Source organism: Desulfosporosinus sp. (assembly GCF_014237355.1).
Taxonomy (GTDB): Bacteria; Bacillota; Desulfitobacteriia; order Desulfitobacteriales; family Desulfitobacteriaceae; genus Desulfosporosinus.
Genome location: NZ_JABZFS010000076.1, coordinates 171,825 through 187,046, shown reverse-complemented (window position 1 = coordinate 187,046; position 15,222 = coordinate 171,825). Strand labels below are relative to the sequence as shown.

General features: G+C 44.4%; 21 protein-coding genes. All 21 read right to left on the bottom strand.

The genetic code is table 11. The features are described from left to right. Window positions 1-16 precede the first annotated feature (16 nt). The 21 genes from nuoK to mtnA all read right to left on the bottom strand — a co-directional run bounded on the left by nuoK (window position 17) and on the right by mtnA (window position 15,222). On the bottom strand, window positions 17-361 hold the full coding sequence (gene nuoK / locus HGJ98_RS17670; RefSeq protein WP_291353005.1) for an NADH-quinone oxidoreductase subunit NuoK: 345 nt from the start codon (window positions 359-361) through the stop codon (window positions 17-19). Beyond that, complete coding sequence (locus HGJ98_RS17665) at window positions 361-864, bottom strand: NADH-quinone oxidoreductase subunit J (protein ID WP_291353004.1); 504 nt, start codon at window positions 862-864, stop codon at window positions 361-363. Before HGJ98_RS17665 ends, nuoK begins: the two co-directional genes overlap by 1 nt. A gap of 2 nt (window positions 865-866) precedes the next feature. Next, window positions 867-1,268: an NADH-quinone oxidoreductase subunit I gene (locus tag HGJ98_RS17660; protein ID WP_291353003.1), complete on the bottom strand. Its 402-nt coding sequence runs from the start codon at window positions 1,266-1,268 to the stop codon at window positions 867-869. A 4-nt stretch (window positions 1,269-1,272) separates the two neighbouring features. Then, window positions 1,273-2,340 (bottom strand): NADH-quinone oxidoreductase subunit NuoH, encoded by a 1,068-nt coding sequence (gene nuoH, locus HGJ98_RS17655; RefSeq protein ID WP_291353002.1) that lies wholly within the window; start codon window positions 2,338-2,340, stop codon window positions 1,273-1,275. A 25-nt stretch (window positions 2,341-2,365) separates the two neighbouring features. Further along, window positions 2,366-3,469 (bottom strand): NADH-quinone oxidoreductase subunit D, encoded by a 1,104-nt coding sequence (locus HGJ98_RS17650; protein ID WP_291353001.1) that lies wholly within the window; start codon window positions 3,467-3,469, stop codon window positions 2,366-2,368. A gap of 11 nt (window positions 3,470-3,480) precedes the next feature. Beyond that, window positions 3,481-3,969 carry an NADH-quinone oxidoreductase subunit C gene (locus HGJ98_RS17645; RefSeq protein WP_291353000.1) on the bottom strand — a complete coding sequence of 163 codons (489 nt, stop codon included), beginning with the start codon at window positions 3,967-3,969 and terminating at the stop codon, window positions 3,481-3,483. After that, window positions 3,959-4,480 (bottom strand): NADH-quinone oxidoreductase subunit B, encoded by a 522-nt coding sequence (locus tag HGJ98_RS17640; protein WP_291352999.1) that lies wholly within the window; start codon window positions 4,478-4,480, stop codon window positions 3,959-3,961. The genes HGJ98_RS17645 and HGJ98_RS17640 overlap by 11 nt, the downstream gene beginning before the upstream one ends. Next, window positions 4,471-4,830, bottom strand: a complete 360-nt coding sequence (locus HGJ98_RS17635; RefSeq protein WP_291352998.1) for an NADH-quinone oxidoreductase subunit A — start codon at window positions 4,828-4,830, stop codon at window positions 4,471-4,473. Before HGJ98_RS17635 ends, HGJ98_RS17640 begins: the two co-directional genes overlap by 10 nt. A gap of 115 nt (window positions 4,831-4,945) precedes the next feature. After that, the gene (locus HGJ98_RS17630) at window positions 4,946-5,710 is read right to left on the bottom strand and encodes a ribonuclease HII (protein WP_291353134.1); all 765 of its coding nucleotides are present in this window, start codon (window positions 5,708-5,710) and stop codon (window positions 4,946-4,948) included. Window positions 5,711-5,833: 123 nt separating this feature from the next. Beyond that, complete coding sequence (gene ylqF / locus HGJ98_RS17625; protein ID WP_291352997.1) at window positions 5,834-6,673, bottom strand: ribosome biogenesis GTPase YlqF; 840 nt, start codon at window positions 6,671-6,673, stop codon at window positions 5,834-5,836. Window positions 6,674-6,720: 47 nt separating this feature from the next. Then, a complete protein-coding gene (gene lepB / locus HGJ98_RS17620) occupies window positions 6,721-7,236 on the bottom strand; it encodes a signal peptidase I (RefSeq protein WP_291352996.1) in 516 nt (171 codons plus the stop codon). Between the two features lie 182 nt (window positions 7,237-7,418). Then, the gene (gene rplS / locus HGJ98_RS17615; RefSeq protein WP_007786333.1) at window positions 7,419-7,766 is read right to left on the bottom strand and encodes a 50S ribosomal protein L19; all 348 of its coding nucleotides are present in this window, start codon (window positions 7,764-7,766) and stop codon (window positions 7,419-7,421) included. 164 nt (window positions 7,767-7,930) lie between these two features. Next, window positions 7,931-8,491, bottom strand: coding sequence for an RNA methyltransferase (locus HGJ98_RS17610; RefSeq protein ID WP_291352995.1), 561 nt, complete (start codon window positions 8,489-8,491; stop codon window positions 7,931-7,933). A gap of 131 nt (window positions 8,492-8,622) precedes the next feature. Further along, window positions 8,623-9,435 carry a tRNA (guanosine(37)-N1)-methyltransferase TrmD gene (gene trmD / locus HGJ98_RS17605; RefSeq protein WP_291352994.1) on the bottom strand — a complete coding sequence of 271 codons (813 nt, stop codon included), beginning with the start codon at window positions 9,433-9,435 and terminating at the stop codon, window positions 8,623-8,625. 78 nt (window positions 9,436-9,513) lie between these two features. Beyond that, window positions 9,514-10,017: a ribosome maturation factor RimM gene (rimM, locus tag HGJ98_RS17600; RefSeq protein WP_291352993.1), complete on the bottom strand. Its 504-nt coding sequence runs from the start codon at window positions 10,015-10,017 to the stop codon at window positions 9,514-9,516. A gap of 95 nt (window positions 10,018-10,112) precedes the next feature. Further along, a complete protein-coding gene (locus HGJ98_RS17595) occupies window positions 10,113-10,343 on the bottom strand; it encodes a KH domain-containing protein (RefSeq protein WP_291352992.1) in 231 nt (76 codons plus the stop codon). Window positions 10,344-10,368: 25 nt separating this feature from the next. Beyond that, complete coding sequence (gene rpsP, locus HGJ98_RS17590) at window positions 10,369-10,635, bottom strand: 30S ribosomal protein S16 (protein ID WP_291352991.1); 267 nt, start codon at window positions 10,633-10,635, stop codon at window positions 10,369-10,371. Between the two features lie 188 nt (window positions 10,636-10,823). Further along, window positions 10,824-12,182, bottom strand: a complete 1,359-nt coding sequence (gene ffh / locus HGJ98_RS17585; protein WP_291352990.1) for a signal recognition particle protein — start codon at window positions 12,180-12,182, stop codon at window positions 10,824-10,826. A gap of 81 nt (window positions 12,183-12,263) precedes the next feature. Further along, window positions 12,264-12,632 (bottom strand): putative DNA-binding protein, encoded by a 369-nt coding sequence (locus HGJ98_RS17580; protein ID WP_291352989.1) that lies wholly within the window; start codon window positions 12,630-12,632, stop codon window positions 12,264-12,266. 178 nt (window positions 12,633-12,810) lie between these two features. Continuing rightward, window positions 12,811-14,112, bottom strand: coding sequence for an amidohydrolase (locus HGJ98_RS17575; protein ID WP_291352988.1), 1,302 nt, complete (start codon window positions 14,110-14,112; stop codon window positions 12,811-12,813). Between the two features lie 72 nt (window positions 14,113-14,184). Beyond that, window positions 14,185-15,222, bottom strand: a complete 1,038-nt coding sequence (gene mtnA, locus HGJ98_RS17570; protein WP_291352987.1) for an S-methyl-5-thioribose-1-phosphate isomerase — start codon at window positions 15,220-15,222, stop codon at window positions 14,185-14,187.

Genomic DNA, 15,222 nt, shown 5'->3' with positions numbered 1-15,222 from the left:
TTCTCCATAGTCTCTCTTACCACTTCAACCAATTTAATTCGTCCACGTTAGTTGACCGACGATTACGATAAATGGTAATAATCAAAGCCAATCCAACGGCTACTTCAGCAGCTGCGACGACAATCACGAATATTGCTGCCACATGCCCGGTGAGCAAGTAGTGAACATCAATCTTTTGGTTCCAAAGGAAGCGATTGAACGCCACAAAATTTATATTGACTGCATTAAGCATTAACTCAATGGACATGAGTAAGGCAATAATATTTCTCTTGGCCAATACTCCGTATAGACCCAAACAAAAGAGCATTGCTCCAACTAAGAGATACGTAGAAAGCCCAACACTTAAATTACTCAAATTCATCATTTGCTTTCTTTCACTCCCTTCGCCAAGATCACTGCTCCGATTAGGGCCACGGTAAGCAAGACAGCTGCAGCTTCAAATGGAATCATAAATTGGGAGAGTAAGAGTAAGGACATGTCTTCTGCCGACCCTCCGCCTGTCCACGGTGTAGCTAAGACTCGCCAGTCTGCATTTGTGAGAACGACAAGAGCAATCATGGCAAATACTGACACAGCTACAAGGGCACCTACAAACCAACTGCGGTTTTCCGGATTGCTTTCGCGAACGTCACCGCGCAAGGTTAACATAACTGCAAAAACGACCATGACTGCAACAGCACCTGTATAAATCAACAGTTGTACAGCAGCCAAAAAATCAGCATTCATCAGAATGTAGAGTACCGCGACCCCAGCAAAGGAAAGTGCCAGGTAGAAAGCGCTATGCACGATGTTCTTAGATGTAACAACACCCCATGCAGCAGCAATCGCCAATATCGCAAATATAAAGAAAACGATAGTGCTCACGCTTACTTCACCTGCCCTTTCTGCTTAGCCCGCTCTAGCATATCCCAGTTTAAATCGGACCGTTCAAAGATAGAGTTCTCAAATTCCTGAGTAACTGTCAAAGCTTTAGTCGGACACACTTCTGTGCACATGCCACAGAACAGACAACGCCCAACATTCATATGATAGCTTGTAAGGACTTTTTTATTGCTTTCGTTTTTTTCACTGGTTAGTTTAATAACCGAGTTTGGACAGGCCATCACACACATGTTACAAGAGATGCATTTGTCCGGTTGCAGCCCCATGGAACTACGCACCTTGGTCGGAAGGGTTGGTTTTACCTCGGGGTAAAACTCAGTGATATTGGGACCGACCATGCGTTTGAGCGTGATGCCTAAACCTTGTAGTAGACCTTTACCAAACACTATGTCACCCTCCCATCACGAATCCGTAAATATAGATTCCCAGACCCGTTAACAAAATGTTCAAAATCGCAAGCGGTAACAAGACTTTCCACGCTAAGTGCATAAGGTGGTCAATACGAATTCTAGGGAAAGTCCAGCGAGCCCACATCATAAAGAAGACGAAAACTCCAACTTTCATGAAGAACCAAACGTACCCTGGCAAGAAGGCCGGCCCCTGCCATCCACCTAGAAACACCGTCGCGCCAAGTGCTGATAAAGCAGTCATGTTTCCGTATTCACCAAGGAAAAACAAACCCCAACGAAGTCCTGTATACTCTGTAAATGGTCCGGCAACAACTTCCTGATCCGCTTCAACAAGGTCAAAGGGTGCACGATTTAGTTCTGCCATACCTGCAATAACGAAGATTACAAAAGCAAGAGGTTGAAGGACAATAAAAGGAATCGTTGCTTGGGCTTCAACAATGACACCAAGATTAAAGGATTGAGTGATCATAACTACGCCAAGCAAAGAAAAGAGCAAGGGAATTTCATAGCTTACCATTTGGGCAACCGCCCGCATGCCTCCAAGTAACGAGTATTTATTGTTGGATCCCCATCCTGCCATTAAAAAAGCTACTGTTGAAATGGAAGACATGGCTACAAAGTAAAAAATACCCAAATCTAGGTTTGCAGGTGCCAGGCCCTTTCCAAACGGTATAACGGCTAAGGTCATCATTGGAATGCAGAAGATCATCATTGGCGCAATTTTAAAAATCAACTTGTCCGCGCCTGCGGGAGTAACATCTTCTTTTCCAATCAGTTTTAATGCATCGGCAATTGTCTGAAACCATCCGCGTGGACCGAGTCGATTAGGCCCTGGTCTTTGCGAGGTCCATCCTGCTACTTTACGTTCAAGCAAAATTAAAATTAAAGCAGCTAAGACGATTATAACAACCACGATGATAAACCCAATAACATCCATGGTTAAATTAGCCCAAACTGATTGGGGATCCGCAAACAATCCACGGATGAAAGCCGCAATAATCAAAAATAGATTATTTAGGGTCTCAAACAGATTATAGAGAGTCTCCATCTTATTCTCCCCTCATTGCAATTTACTACTTATCGACTTCACCCAATACAGCATCCAATGTTGCAAAGATTGCCACAATATCTTGAATTTTCAATCCTTTAGCTACAATTGGGAGCATTTGAATGTTGATAAATGTAGCTGGTCGGATACGAACCCGGGATGGTTTGGTCGTTCCATCACTCTTGATATAGAAGCCTAATTCACCCTTAGGGTTCTCAACACGGTGATAGACTTCACCGACCGGTGGTTTGATAACCTTTGGCACCTTGGCCATAATCGGGCCTCCCGGGATATCACGAATAGCTTGCTTAATAATCTTAATGCTTTCAACAATTTCGTCCATCCGGATAATGGTACGATCATAGCTGTCGCACCCAGTTAGTACCGGGACTTTAAAGTCAAATCGATCGTAGATGCTGTAGGGTTCTGCTTTACGAACGTCATAATCCACACCCGATGCCCTTAATACCGGACCAGTAATGGAGAGATTTTCAGCAAGTTCCTTCGTTAAGATACCAACGTTCTTCAACCGTCCTTGCGCGATCTCATTTCCGAAAAACATACCATAATACTCTTCGAGCATCTCTGGCGTATCATCGAGGAAAGATTTTAAGGCAGTCCAAAATTCTTCCGGTGGCTCTGCAAGCATTCCACCAATTCTCATAATATTGACAGTCATTCGATTACCTGCAGTCATCTCGTACATGTCTAAGATACGTTCCCGATCCCGGAATGCATAAGACCATAGCGTCCATCCCGCTAAATCAAGTGCCGTACTGGCAATGAAAACCTGATGACTGGCAATACGAGCAAGTTCTCCAAAAATAACCCGCAGATATTCCGCACGTTCGGGAACCTCAACCCCCATCAGTTTTTCTACAGTTTGTACATACCCCCAGTTATTATGCGGAGAAGCAAGATAATCCAGTCGATCTGTATAAGGAATAAACTGCGAATAAGTTCGGCTTTCAGCAAGCTTTTCCATTCCTCGATGAAGATAACCCATTTTAGGTATAATCTTGGTAATCGTTTCACCCTCTACATGGACCACCATCCGAAACAAACCGTGCATACTCGGGTGTTGGGGGCCCATGTTCATGATAAGTTCTTCCGTTTTTTCAACTGTCATGGCTTTCCCCCCTATTCCCCTTCTATTCGCTTGCGCACGACATCGCGAACCTCTATGGGCTCAGTCACGTAGTCCTTGCGCATTGGATAACCTTCAAAATCATCCCAGAGGTAAATACGTTTGAGATTTGGATGCCCCTTAAAAATAATTCCGAACATATCATAGGCCTCACGCTCTAAAAAGTTTGCACCCTCCCAGATAGGCGTTACGGAGTCAATGACAGGATTTTCGCGGTCGACCATCGCCTTAACACGTAAACGCTGCGGTCCGTGTAGGCTTGACAATTGATAAACGACCTCAAAATGCTCTGTCGTATCCACTCCACATAAATCGTGTAGAAAATCACATGGTATATCAGGAAAGTTTTTTGCCTCTTTTAAGGTTTCTGTTACAGAGGCGGCTTTAACTTTCAAAATCAGAACTCCAAAACTCTCTTCGACTTCCCCGTTAACTCGAGTTGCAAGCTCTTCAACATATCGGTTTAATACATTATTTTCCATGTCTCATTAACCTCACCTTAGCGGGATTTGAAACTTTAAATTGAAGTTGCAAAAGCCCATAAATTAAGGATTCTGGCCTCGGAGGGCAACCTGGGACATAAACGTCGACTGGTACAATCTTATCTACACCTGACATCATAGCATAGGAATCGACAAAAGGACCCCCTGCACTTGCGCAGCTTCCCATGGCAATAACCCATTTCGGCTCAGGCATCTGGTCATAGATACGACGCAGCAGTGGAGCCATTTTTCGAGTGCAGGTTCCGGCTACAATCATGACATCTGCTTGTCGAGGAGAGGCACGGAAAACCTCCCAGCCAAAGCGCGATAAATCATAACGTGGTCCGCCTGCCGCCATCATTTCGATTGCACAGCAAGCCAAACCAAATGTAACTGGCCAGAAGGAATGCCCCCGCGCCCAGTTCAATGCTTTGTCAACTGTAGTTACGAATACATTTTTTTCCGCTAACGCTTCTTCTTCACGAAGCATTTTTTCGGATGCTACATCCACTCTAGTGCACCTTCCTTCCAAGCATACCAGAAACCGACTAAGAGAATAACAATAAAGATGAACATTTCAACGAAGGCAAATGTCCCCAGTTTTTGGAATGTTAGAGCCCAGGGAAATAAGAACACTGATTCAACGGTAAAAACAGTGAAAACTAAAGCGTACAGAAAATAATTGCTCTTAAATCCGAGCCATGTCCGCCCGATTGTCTCGTTGCCGCACTCATAGGTCGTTAGTTTTTCTTTATGCGGCTTATGAGGTGCAAAAATCTTAGGCATAATCATCATAATGATAGCTACAGCCATGGCACCAACTAGGAATACTCCTATATCGGCAAAATTATTATCAGGCATCGCTTAACCTCCCTTCATAGAAAAATTAAATACCCACAATCAATTAACTAAGCCCATTGTGCCACATCTTTGTTTATGGGTCAAATGATTTAGTATTCTGTCTATCTCCTCCTTCCTAACCTATTGACGTTCTTTGATTCACCGGTGCAAAACTTCGACGATGAAGTGGACACGGTCCAAACTGTTTTAAAGCTTGCAGGTGTTCACTTGTACCATACCCTTTGTTCTTAGAAAACCCATACTCAGGGTACAGGGTATGCAATTGAACCATCAATCGGTCGCGTGTTACCTTTGCCAAGATTGAAGCTGCTGCAATCGAGGCACTTAAACGGTCCCCCCCTACTAAGGGGAGCTGGGGAAGATGAACATTCGGGAGATTTAAGGCATCAATCAATAAGTAATGTGGACGAACCGTACATCCTTCTATTGCACGCTTCATGGCTAACTTAGTCGCTTGTAAAATGTTTAAGGCATCGATCTCTGCCGGCTCAGCACTTCCTATTGCGAAATCAATGGCCTGACTACGAATCTGAGTGAACAATTTTTCTCGTTTGCTTTCAGTCAGCATTTTAGAATCATTGAGACCGGGCAAATTAAAGTTTGCCGGTAAAATGCAAGCCCCAGCGACAACTGGTCCAGCAAGAGGCCCTCGGCCCGCCTCATCAACTCCTGCCAAGAGCAAAAAACCTTGCTTCCAAAGCTTGTTTTCTTCAACAAGCAGTTGTTGAATGCGAGCTTGTTCCAAAACTTGTGCTTCCTGATCCTTGACTAGTTTAACAGCTAGTCTCTGAACTCCTTGACGCGGGTCGTTCTGACATGCATTTATCATGCGAGAGGAAGGGTTTTTATATAGTGCTTCCTGAACTTCCCGAATACTCATTTGGGATAACGGTGGCTCCACACTTTTTCTCCTCTTTTCTCCCTAAAAATTCAGTTCGACATACAGAGACAATTCCCTTTATTTAGCTATCAGCGTTCAATATACACGAAATCATCTGAATCTTTAGAAAGTAGTGTCATTTATATGATCCATGGTAATTGGTCCGAGTTGTCCCATCCTCAAATCCCTGAGAAAAATCTGAGCAGCTTTTAAGGTATCCACACGCCCACCATGAATTAAGCATCCACGTTTACGGCCTAGACTCTCTAGGGTAACTTCTGAATCTGCAATCTGGTAGCGGGACAGGGAATTTGGGGAGTACAAATTCAGCCAATCTATGATCCAAGTCGATAATTCCTCGATATCAAACACATCATCTTTAACAGCCCCTAGGGCCGCTAACTTTCGCCCAACATCAAGATCCTCAAATTTAGGCCATAACATTCCCGGTGTATCTAACAATTCCACTCGGTCATGAATCCGTACCCATTGATTTCCGCGAGTCACGCCCGGTTTGTTTCCCACTTTAGCCTGAGCGCCGCCGGTTAACTGATTAATTAGGGACGATTTCCCGATATTAGGTATTCCGACAATCATAACTCGAATCATTTGTGGACGTATGCCTTTTTCTGCTTGTTTAGCTTGTTTAGCAAGAACCATACGTTCAAGTTCCGGTACGATCTGCTTAATACCAACCCCGGTGGTGGCACTTACTGCAAAAACTGGGCTTGATACTTTTAAGTATCTAAGCCATCTTGATGTCCAATTTACATCTGCCAAATCAGCTTTATTCAGGATCAAGAGCCGCGCTTTATTGCCCAGCAACTTATGTAGCATTGGATTACGACTGCTGGCTGGTATCCGTGCGTCGGCAAGTTCTAAAACAACATCCACCCATTTTAGTTGTTCTAATAAAAGACGTCTCGTTTTAGCCATATGTCCTGGGAACCATTGAATACTCATGAATACCCTCTCTTCATTCCTCTAGAAACTCCTTACCTTTTGCTGACTCAAGGAATCAGCCTGAAACGCGAAAAAGGATAATATACCAACCACGCTTTTCCTAAAAGATACTCTTTAGGAAGAAGCCCCCATTCCCTTGAATCTTCGCTCTCACGACGGTTATCACCTAATACAAAGACCTTTCCCTCAGGTACAACTTCTGGACCATAGGGGGGATAATCACCTGGTTTAACGTAAGGCTCATCAATGGCCTTTCCATTGACAAACACCTTATTGTCCCGCAGTTCGACGCTTTCATCTTCTACAGCAATAACTCGTTTAACAAACGTTCGCTTAAGGTCCTTTGGAAAAGCAAACACAACTACGTCTCCACGGGTTGGTGCCCAGAGGCGATAGGAAATACGATTAACCAGAATGTGATCACCTGGAGCCATACCCGGCTCCATTGAAGGAGATGGAATTAGATAGGGTTGCAACACTCCCCAACGTAATATTCCACCAGTCAATAGGACTAAACCTATAATACCTAAAATCCATCGCATTTTTGATTTCTTATTTTCCATTCTTACGCTCCCCTCTTGTACTACTCTTTTAGTATGAACAAGATTCGTCGGAGCATACACCTGTAAATCATAAAAATCATCAATGCATATTATAACTCAATATAGAAAGCAAATTCCTATAGCTGGTTGTACTTCTAAACAGTAAAAAAAAAGAGCCAGATTTCTCCAGCTCATTTTTCTCCCTAGCCGATACGACGGTCGCGAATCCGTGCCGCCTTACCTGAAAGTCCACGTAAATAGTAAAGCTTAGCCCGGCGAACAATACCTCGACGAGCCACCTCGATTTTTTCCAAGCGAGGTGAATGTAAAGGAAAGGTTCGTTCTACCCCGACTCCAGCGAAGACACGACGAACAGTAAAGGTCTCTCGAATGCCGCCACCTTTCATTGCGATGACAAGCCCTTCAAAAACCTGGATACGTTCACGGGTTCCCTCAACAATGCGCACATGTACACGAACTGTGTCACCTGGGCGGAAGTTAGGAAGATCCTTTTTCATTTGTTCTTCTTCAATCATGCGAATATAATCCATTAAAAATCCCCCCTTCCTTGCCTAGATGTTCATACACTGACTTTCAGTGAGCGGACCATCTATCATCAGACCTAATTATATTATCACAATCCAATTAGTTATGCAACACATTTCGAACTTAATCCGCTGGGACGGTGGGACAAAGAACCTGTCCCCCCGTCCCTTCAGTGCCCGCGTAGGCGGTCTAAGATGATTGAAACTGCTGAACGTACGGATAAGTGGTTGTACTCCGTCGGTCCATAGATTGGTTCAAGAATTCGATCCATCGTCTCGACGTCTTCTTTGAGCAATCCCCATCCCGTACCAAATAATAAAAGAATTGGTGTTTCTATAGTTTCTATATCATCACGAAGTTTTGCATAGGTGACTGTATTAGCATACTTACGAGCATCTGTCGCCACTTTAATTGGGGCAACCCCGTGTTCAGCTTCAATCTCAGCATAGACTTCTGCTAAATTTTCCGCAATTTTTACACGTCCGAAGGCTTCCTGGCGGTCCGGATTATACTCTGCTCCATACCCTTCTTGCCAAAAACCCATAATACGTTTGGCTAACTGACGCTGTGCTTCCGCCGGATGAACGACGTAATATCGTTTTACGCCATAGGTGGTTGAGCATCTGGCAATGTCATGTAAATCTAAGTTAGTGATTGAAGTCGCGACGGTCTCCATATTCTTGTTGTACACAGGGGAATGGATTAAAGCTAAGTAGATATCTGCAGCCATGAGATTCCTCCAACAATTACTGAAATCAGAGATCTGCTCTGATTATATTTACCCGATAGCAAACTTGCTTTTTCTAAAAGCGACAGTGGTTTTAAAACCGCTTTGGGGATAATTAAATGAATTGCCTCTGCTTATGTATGACTTTGGGAAGAACGTCGCCGTCGCTTAGGGGGTGGGCAAAGATGCTCCCATTTCCCTCGCCATTGGGCGATCTCTTTGTGTTCAAGGATTAGTTCTTCTAAGAGAGGATAATCCTCCGCTCCAAAAGTAACCCCATGGATCAGATCCGGACGTCTTAAAAAGGTACGTCGTAGAGACTCTTTTCTCCGCCAGCGCTTTATTTGAGCATGATGCCCGGATAACAGGACATCTGGTACTTTCTGTCCTTCAAAATCAGCCGGACGGGTATATTGAGGATATTCCAAGAGCCCCAAACTATGAGAATCATCCTCTGCGGAAGCTTCTTCTCCCAGAACTCCGGGTATGAGCCTAGCTACAGCATCGATCATTACCATTGCAGGCAACTCTCCACCAGTTAAAACATAGTCTCCCAAGGAGACTTCTTCATCTGCTAACTCCCTGATCCGCTCATCAAATCCCTCATAATGTCCACATATAAAGACAAGCTCCTCTTGGGCAGACCATTGCTTAGCTTTCTCTTGGTGAAAGACTTGGCCCTGGGGAGACATGAGAATGAGCCTGCGTTTAGCACCAATCTGAGGTAAATCCCTTATAGCAGCAAAAATCGGTTCTGGCTTTAAGAGCATGCCTGCACCGCCGCCATAAGGAACATCATCTACATTTTTATGTTTACTGGTTGCGTAATCTCGGAAATTAACTAAGCGAATCTCCATTAGCCCAGCTTCTTGGGCGCGTTTTATAATGCTTTCCTGTAAAGGAACAAACATCTCAGGAAATAAGGTTAAAACTGTGATTTTCATCATCTTAGTCTAACCCCCAAAATCGATATTTGTGGTCCGATATTCGTGGTTCGAACATTGATATTGAATAACGTTTATCGATCATTGAATATCGAGTAGGCCTGGAGGAAGTATTACCTCCATGCGTCGGCCAGGAACATCTACGTGTTGAACAACACTTTTAAGAGCCGGTATGCATAGTTCACCTTTGGGCCCTTTAACCACATAGACATCATTTGCTCCAGTTTCTAAAACTTGCGATATAGTTCCTAATAAGAGTTCCCCTTCATAGACCTGCATACCTTCGAGTTCGAAATAGTACCAGCCTTCTGATAGAGGAGGTACTTCTGCACGATCTATGCGAACTTCACACCCTCGGTATTTCTCTGCCTGTTCGACAGAATCTATACCTTCGACTTTGAGTAAAACAAACTCCATTTGTAAGCGGGCGTTGATAATCTTAAAGCGTTGATCGGTCTCCCCACATCGCAGGACAACCTCCTTGAGTTTCAGAAAGCGCTCAGGGTTATTCGTCAAAGGATAGATTTTTAGTTCACCATTAATTCCCTGCGGACGCAACACTTCTCCAATCAGCACTTCATCCATAATCTTTGCCCCTTCCCAAGTGAACTTGTTGAGCTGCAGCTAAACAACGATAGATAGTTTTAAACGTTGAGAAGGGCGATTAGCCCTTCTCAACGTTATTGATCAATGTCCATATGAACTCGGCGCCCATCTTTGACGGCAGCCGCTTTAACCAGCGTACGAATAGCGTTTGCAATTTTGCCTTGTTTCCCAATAACTTTCCCCATGTCTTCAGGTGCGACTTTTAGCTGCAAATGCACGCTTTTTTCAGTCTCAGTCTGGACAACGAGAACTTGGTCTGATTTATCCACTAACGCTTTCGCGAGGATTTCTACAAGTCCCTTCACAGGAACCACCCCCCAAACTCTGCACTTAGTTCTTGGACTCGTGGAATTTGGTCATGATACCAGCTTGGCTCAACAAAGACTTAGCAGTATTTGAAGGCTGAGCTCCGGTAGATAGCCATTTTAAAGCCTTTTCCTCATCAATGTTCAAAACGACTGGGCTTTTAGTCGGATCATAATATCCAAGTTGTTCAATGAATCGACCATCACGGGGAGCTCTAGCATCAGCAACCACCATACGGTAGAAAGGATTCTTTTTCGCACCCATGCGGCATAAACGAATTTTCGCAGCCATGTTTTCACCTCCCCCGATTCGAGGTTTGAAGTTCGAAGTTCGAGGTTCGAATGTCGTGCATTCTATATCTCACTTCGTACATTTTGCCCCAAGTTAATTTCAACTAAACTTTAAAACAGAGTATCAACTCAAAATAAAGTAAGTCTTTTATATAAACAACGCTATATTATAGCGTGGTCCATCATGTATTACATAAATCCTGGGAATTTGGGCTTCTTGCCCTTTTTACCTTTTTTTCCGCCTCCGAGCATTCCCATACCTCCGGGACTGGAAAATTGCTTCATCATTTTTTGCATCTGTTCAAACTGCTTTAATAAGCGTCCAACATCTTGTACAGAGGTGCCACTTCCTTTGGCAATTCTCTTTTTACGTGAGTCTTTTATAATAATCGGTTTCCGACGCTCTTCAGTCGTCATTGACCGAATAATTGCCTCAACATGGGCAGTATCCTTTTCATCAATCTTTACATCTTTTAATTGTTTTCCGACCCCTGGGATCATCTCTAAGATTGAGGATAGGGGACCCATCTTTTTCATTTGCTCCATCTGATCTAGAAAATCATCAAGGGTAAATTCCTGCTTGCGCAGTTTTTGCTCCATTTCTTTGGCTTTTTTTTCATCAAAAGACTCTTGGGCTTTTTCGATGAGAGTAAGCACATCGCCCATTCCCAAAATTCTCGAAGCCATACGGTCTGGATGGAAAGGTTCGAGGGCATCCATTTTTTCCCCCAGCCCTACAAACTTTATCGTACACCCAGTCACGGCTTTAATAGAAAGGGCTCCGCCCCCACGTGTGTCCCCATCAAGCTTTGTGAGAATGACTCCATCAAGCCCTAATTCACTATGAAACGACTCGGCAACATTAACCGCATCCTGACCAGTCATTGCGTCTACGACTAATAAAATCTCATGAGGTTTCACAGCACCTTTAATATCTCGAAGTTCACCCATCAGTTCTTCGTTAATATGCAAACGTCCCGCGGTATCGATAATGACAACATCTTGCCCGTTCTGATTTGCATGGGCAATACTTGCTTTAGCAATATCCCTCGGAGCTTCTTGTCCCATAGAAAAGACCGGAACGTTTAGTTGTTCACCCAAAACTTGCAGTTGTTTAATCGCAGCCGGACGGTAAATGTCGCAGGCCACAAGCAAAGGATGCTTACCTTGCTTCTTTAACATATTGGCCAATTTAGCTGCATGGGTTGTTTTTCCTGCACCTTGAAGACCTATTAACAAAATGATCGTTGGAGGCTTTGAAGCAATGAGAATTTTGCCTGTAGCACCGCCCATTAGTTCGATCATTTCCTCATGCACAATCTTAATAACATGCTGTGCCGGTGAAAGGGATTCAAGGACTTCCTGTCCGATGGAACGTTCCTTAACCTTGGCCACAAAGTCTTTGACAACTTTAAAGTTAACATCTGCCTCCAACAATGCAACGCGAACTTCACGCATAGCCTCGTTGACATCTGCTTCCTTTAACTTACCCTTTCCTTTTAGCCGTTTAAATGTTTCTTGGAGTTTCTCGCTAAGTCCTTGAAACATGCCTATCCTCGCTTTCGATTTGATCCACTTCTGCGTAGGGGGAATTCATTAATTTCCCCTACTGTATCTACTAAAAATAGTCTACACACCTTGGATATTGACGAAAATATCTTCGATCATGGCGCGTATCTTCCGATGCCGCTCACATGCAGTTGGACTAGAAAAATCATCCTCAGTTAATTCTTGTAACAAAGTCTGTACTTCCATCAGCTTCTCACGTTCTATCCAAAACCTCTGAACAAGTCCTAACTTATCCTCATACTCCGTTAGGATTCTTTCTGTTCGTTTGAGCAAATCATGAATAGCCTGACGGCTGATATGCTCCACTTCAGCAATTTCGGTCAAAGACAGATCTTGTTGATAATGAAGATCCCAAACGTTTCGTTGCTTTTCCGTGAGAAGCGGGCCATAAAAGTCGACTAAAAGAGCCCTTTTGGCAAGTTTCTCCATGGCAACCCCCTGTAAAGCGTTTTTACTTTACATCGGAATATTAGACTAAATCTTATGGTTTGTCAAGTAGGGGCAATTCATGAATTGCCCCTACAAGATTTCGCATTCACAAATTGCCCCCATAATGCACACATTTACTAAATTATGTCACTAATGTCGACTCAAGCAATCCCCGCGCTTAACCATTTAATTCCTTAGAGATTCGCTTTGCCCTTATTTCCGCTTCTTGGCAGATTCTACCCACATCCATTGTCAGTAGTTCTCGTTCTTCCATAATAAATTTACCATCCACCATCATCGTCCGGACATCCCCGGCATGGGCAGCATAGACCAAATGGGCTGGGATGGAAAAACGAGGATAGAAATGTGGTTGATCCATATCAATAGTGATCAAGTCAGCTTTATAGCCAGGAGCTAGCATACCGACATTTTCCAGACCAAGAGTTTGGGCCCCTCCAATTGTCGCCATCTCCAATACTTGGTAGGCCGGAAGTGCGGTTGAATCGACCCGAAGCTTTTGTTGGAAAGCAGCCGAGCGCATCTCTCCAAAGAGATCAAGATTGTTATTGCTTGAAGCACCGTCAGTTCCGAGGCCTACAACAGCCCCTCTTGCCCGCAAATCCGTGATTGGAGCTGTTCCACTGCTCAGCTTCATGTTGCTTTCCGCATTATGAGCAATATAAACCTGGTGCTGTACTAATATCTCTATGTCCTGGGGTGTCAAGTGAACGCAGTGTGCTGCCACAACATGCCCACCGAAAAGGCCAAGCTCATTCAGCCACTGGACAGGGGTTTTTCCATGCTGGTCTCTGAGTATATTAATCTCATCTTGGGTCTCTGCCACATGAATGTGAATCCCTACGTTCAGACGATCCGCCTCAACCTTAACCTTTTGAAGATAGTCTGCCGAGCAGGTGTAAGGGGCGTGAGGACCAAACATGATGCTCACCCTCCCATCACCAGCTCCGTGATATCGGCGCACTAATTCAATATTTTCCTGCAACGCACGCTCCCCATTGGGTCCATTTCCAATTAACCCTCGAGAAAGTACAGCACGGGTTCCAGCTGCTAGTACCGCCTCTGCAACTTGATCCATCGAAGCATACATGTCAAGCATCGTGGTCGTTCCAGAGCGAACCATTTCGCAAAGGGCCAAGGACGTTCCCCAATAGATATCCTCATCCGTCAGTCTATCTTCGAAAGGCCATACTTTCTCTTTGAGCCAGGGCATTAGCGGCAGATCATCCGCATACCCCCTAAGTAATGTCATGGCTGCATGGGTGTGAGTGTTGATCAGACCAGGCATCACTACGTCATTAGGTAATTCTAGAATACGATCAGGTACAAATCCTGCCGGAGCAGAGCCTGACTCTCCAACAAAAACGATTCGCTGATCCTCAATACCAATTTCCCCTCGCGGAAAAAAAGCATCCGGTCCAGTCATAGGCAAAACCATGGCACGAATTAATATCTTGGACATTCTTACGTCTCCTTATTGCCTTCGTAGAGATTAATTCATGAGAATTCATGAACATAGGGAATTTTCCCTAAGCTAAGATCGAACCATCAATTTAAGAAGATTGACCGAATACGGCGCGGTCACAATCCCCTTTTCGGTGATAATTCCGGTAATATATTTCGCTGGGGTAACATCAAAAGCCGGATTAAAAATTTTCACTTCATTAGGGGCAACTGATACCCCAAAGCACTCTCTTACTTCCTTGGCAGGTCGTTCTTCAATAGGAATTTCCTGGCCATTGGCAACTTTCAAATCAATCGTCGAGGTTGGTGCCGCCACATAAAAGGGAATGCCGTGAGCCTGGGCTAAGACTGCAACGGAGTAAGTTCCGATTTTGTTTGCGGTATCACCGTTAGCTGCAATTCGATCCGCTCCGACAATCACAAGGTCAACCTTCCCCTGTTGCATTAAGTAACCTGCCATGCTGTCTGCTATGAGTGTCACGGGAATCTTATCTCGTAGAAGTTCCAACGCGGTTAGTCGTGCCCCCTGTAATAACGGCCGGGTTTCATCGGCATAAACATGAATCATTTTACCAGATTCATGAGCGGAGCGAATAACCCCTAGGGCGGTGCCATACTCCACTGTAGCTAAGGCACCTGCGTTACAATGGGTTAAAATATTCGCTTTATCCGGGACAATCTCATTTCCATATTCCCCAATAAGTCGATTCATGCGACGATCATCTTCGGCAATACGGCCCGCTTCCTCAATCAGAACATGACGCACATCCTCTATGTCATCCATATCCCAACATTCACGTAATCGGTCTTCCATACGTCTTAATGCCCAAAACAAGTTAACTGCCGTTGGGCGAGTTTCCGCCAGTCTGGCTTGTACCCGTTCCATAAAACTAGGTAAGCCGTCTCTTTCCCCTTGGTACTCTAACGCTCCCAGTACAAATCCATAAGCTACAGCTGCTCCAATTGCCGGTGCACCCCGTACTTCCATGTTTTCAATAGCTTCTGCTACACCCTCATAGGACACCGCGTCCCGATAGACAATTTCGACTGGAAGCTTACTCTGATCTAATATTCGCAAGGCATTTCCAAGCCATTCGATCGATTTCAA

Coding starts and splice junctions, on each gene's coding strand:
- lepB (WP_291352996.1), bottom strand. CDS start 7,236: ATGGAAAATAAGAAATCAAAAATGCGATGGATTTTAGGTATTATAGGT.
- rplS (WP_007786333.1), bottom strand. CDS start 7,766: ATGGATTATATTCGCATGATTGAAGAAGAACAAATGAAAAAGGATCTT.
- nuoH (WP_291353002.1), bottom strand. CDS start 2,340: ATGGAGACTCTCTATAATCTGTTTGAGACCCTAAATAATCTATTTTTG.
- ylqF (WP_291352997.1), bottom strand. CDS start 6,673: ATGAGTATTCAATGGTTCCCAGGACATATGGCTAAAACGAGACGTCTT.
- nuoK (WP_291353005.1), bottom strand. CDS start 361: ATGAATTTGAGTAATTTAAGTGTTGGGCTTTCTACGTATCTCTTAGTT.
- trmD (WP_291352994.1), bottom strand. CDS start 9,435: ATGATGAAAATCACAGTTTTAACCTTATTTCCTGAGATGTTTGTTCCT.
- rpsP (WP_291352991.1), bottom strand. CDS start 10,635: ATGGCTGCGAAAATTCGTTTATGCCGCATGGGTGCGAAAAAGAATCCT.
- ffh (WP_291352990.1), bottom strand. CDS start 12,182: ATGTTTCAAGGACTTAGCGAGAAACTCCAAGAAACATTTAAACGGCTA.
- HGJ98_RS17650 (WP_291353001.1), bottom strand. CDS start 3,469: ATGACAGTTGAAAAAACGGAAGAACTTATCATGAACATGGGCCCCCAA.
- HGJ98_RS17630 (WP_291353134.1), bottom strand. CDS start 5,710: ATGAGTATTCGGGAAGTTCAGGAAGCACTATATAAAAACCCTTCCTCT.
- rimM (WP_291352993.1), bottom strand. CDS start 10,017: ATGGATGAAGTGCTGATTGGAGAAGTGTTGCGTCCGCAGGGAATTAAT.
- HGJ98_RS17580 (WP_291352989.1), bottom strand. CDS start 12,632: ATGGAGAAACTTGCCAAAAGGGCTCTTTTAGTCGACTTTTATGGCCCG.
- HGJ98_RS17635 (WP_291352998.1), bottom strand. CDS start 4,830: ATGCCTGATAATAATTTTGCCGATATAGGAGTATTCCTAGTTGGTGCC.
- HGJ98_RS17610 (WP_291352995.1), bottom strand. CDS start 8,491: ATGGCTGCAGATATCTACTTAGCTTTAATCCATTCCCCTGTGTACAAC.
- HGJ98_RS17575 (WP_291352988.1), bottom strand. CDS start 14,112: ATGTCCAAGATATTAATTCGTGCCATGGTTTTGCCTATGACTGGACCG.
- HGJ98_RS17645 (WP_291353000.1), bottom strand. CDS start 3,969: ATGGAAAATAATGTATTAAACCGATATGTTGAAGAGCTTGCAACTCGA.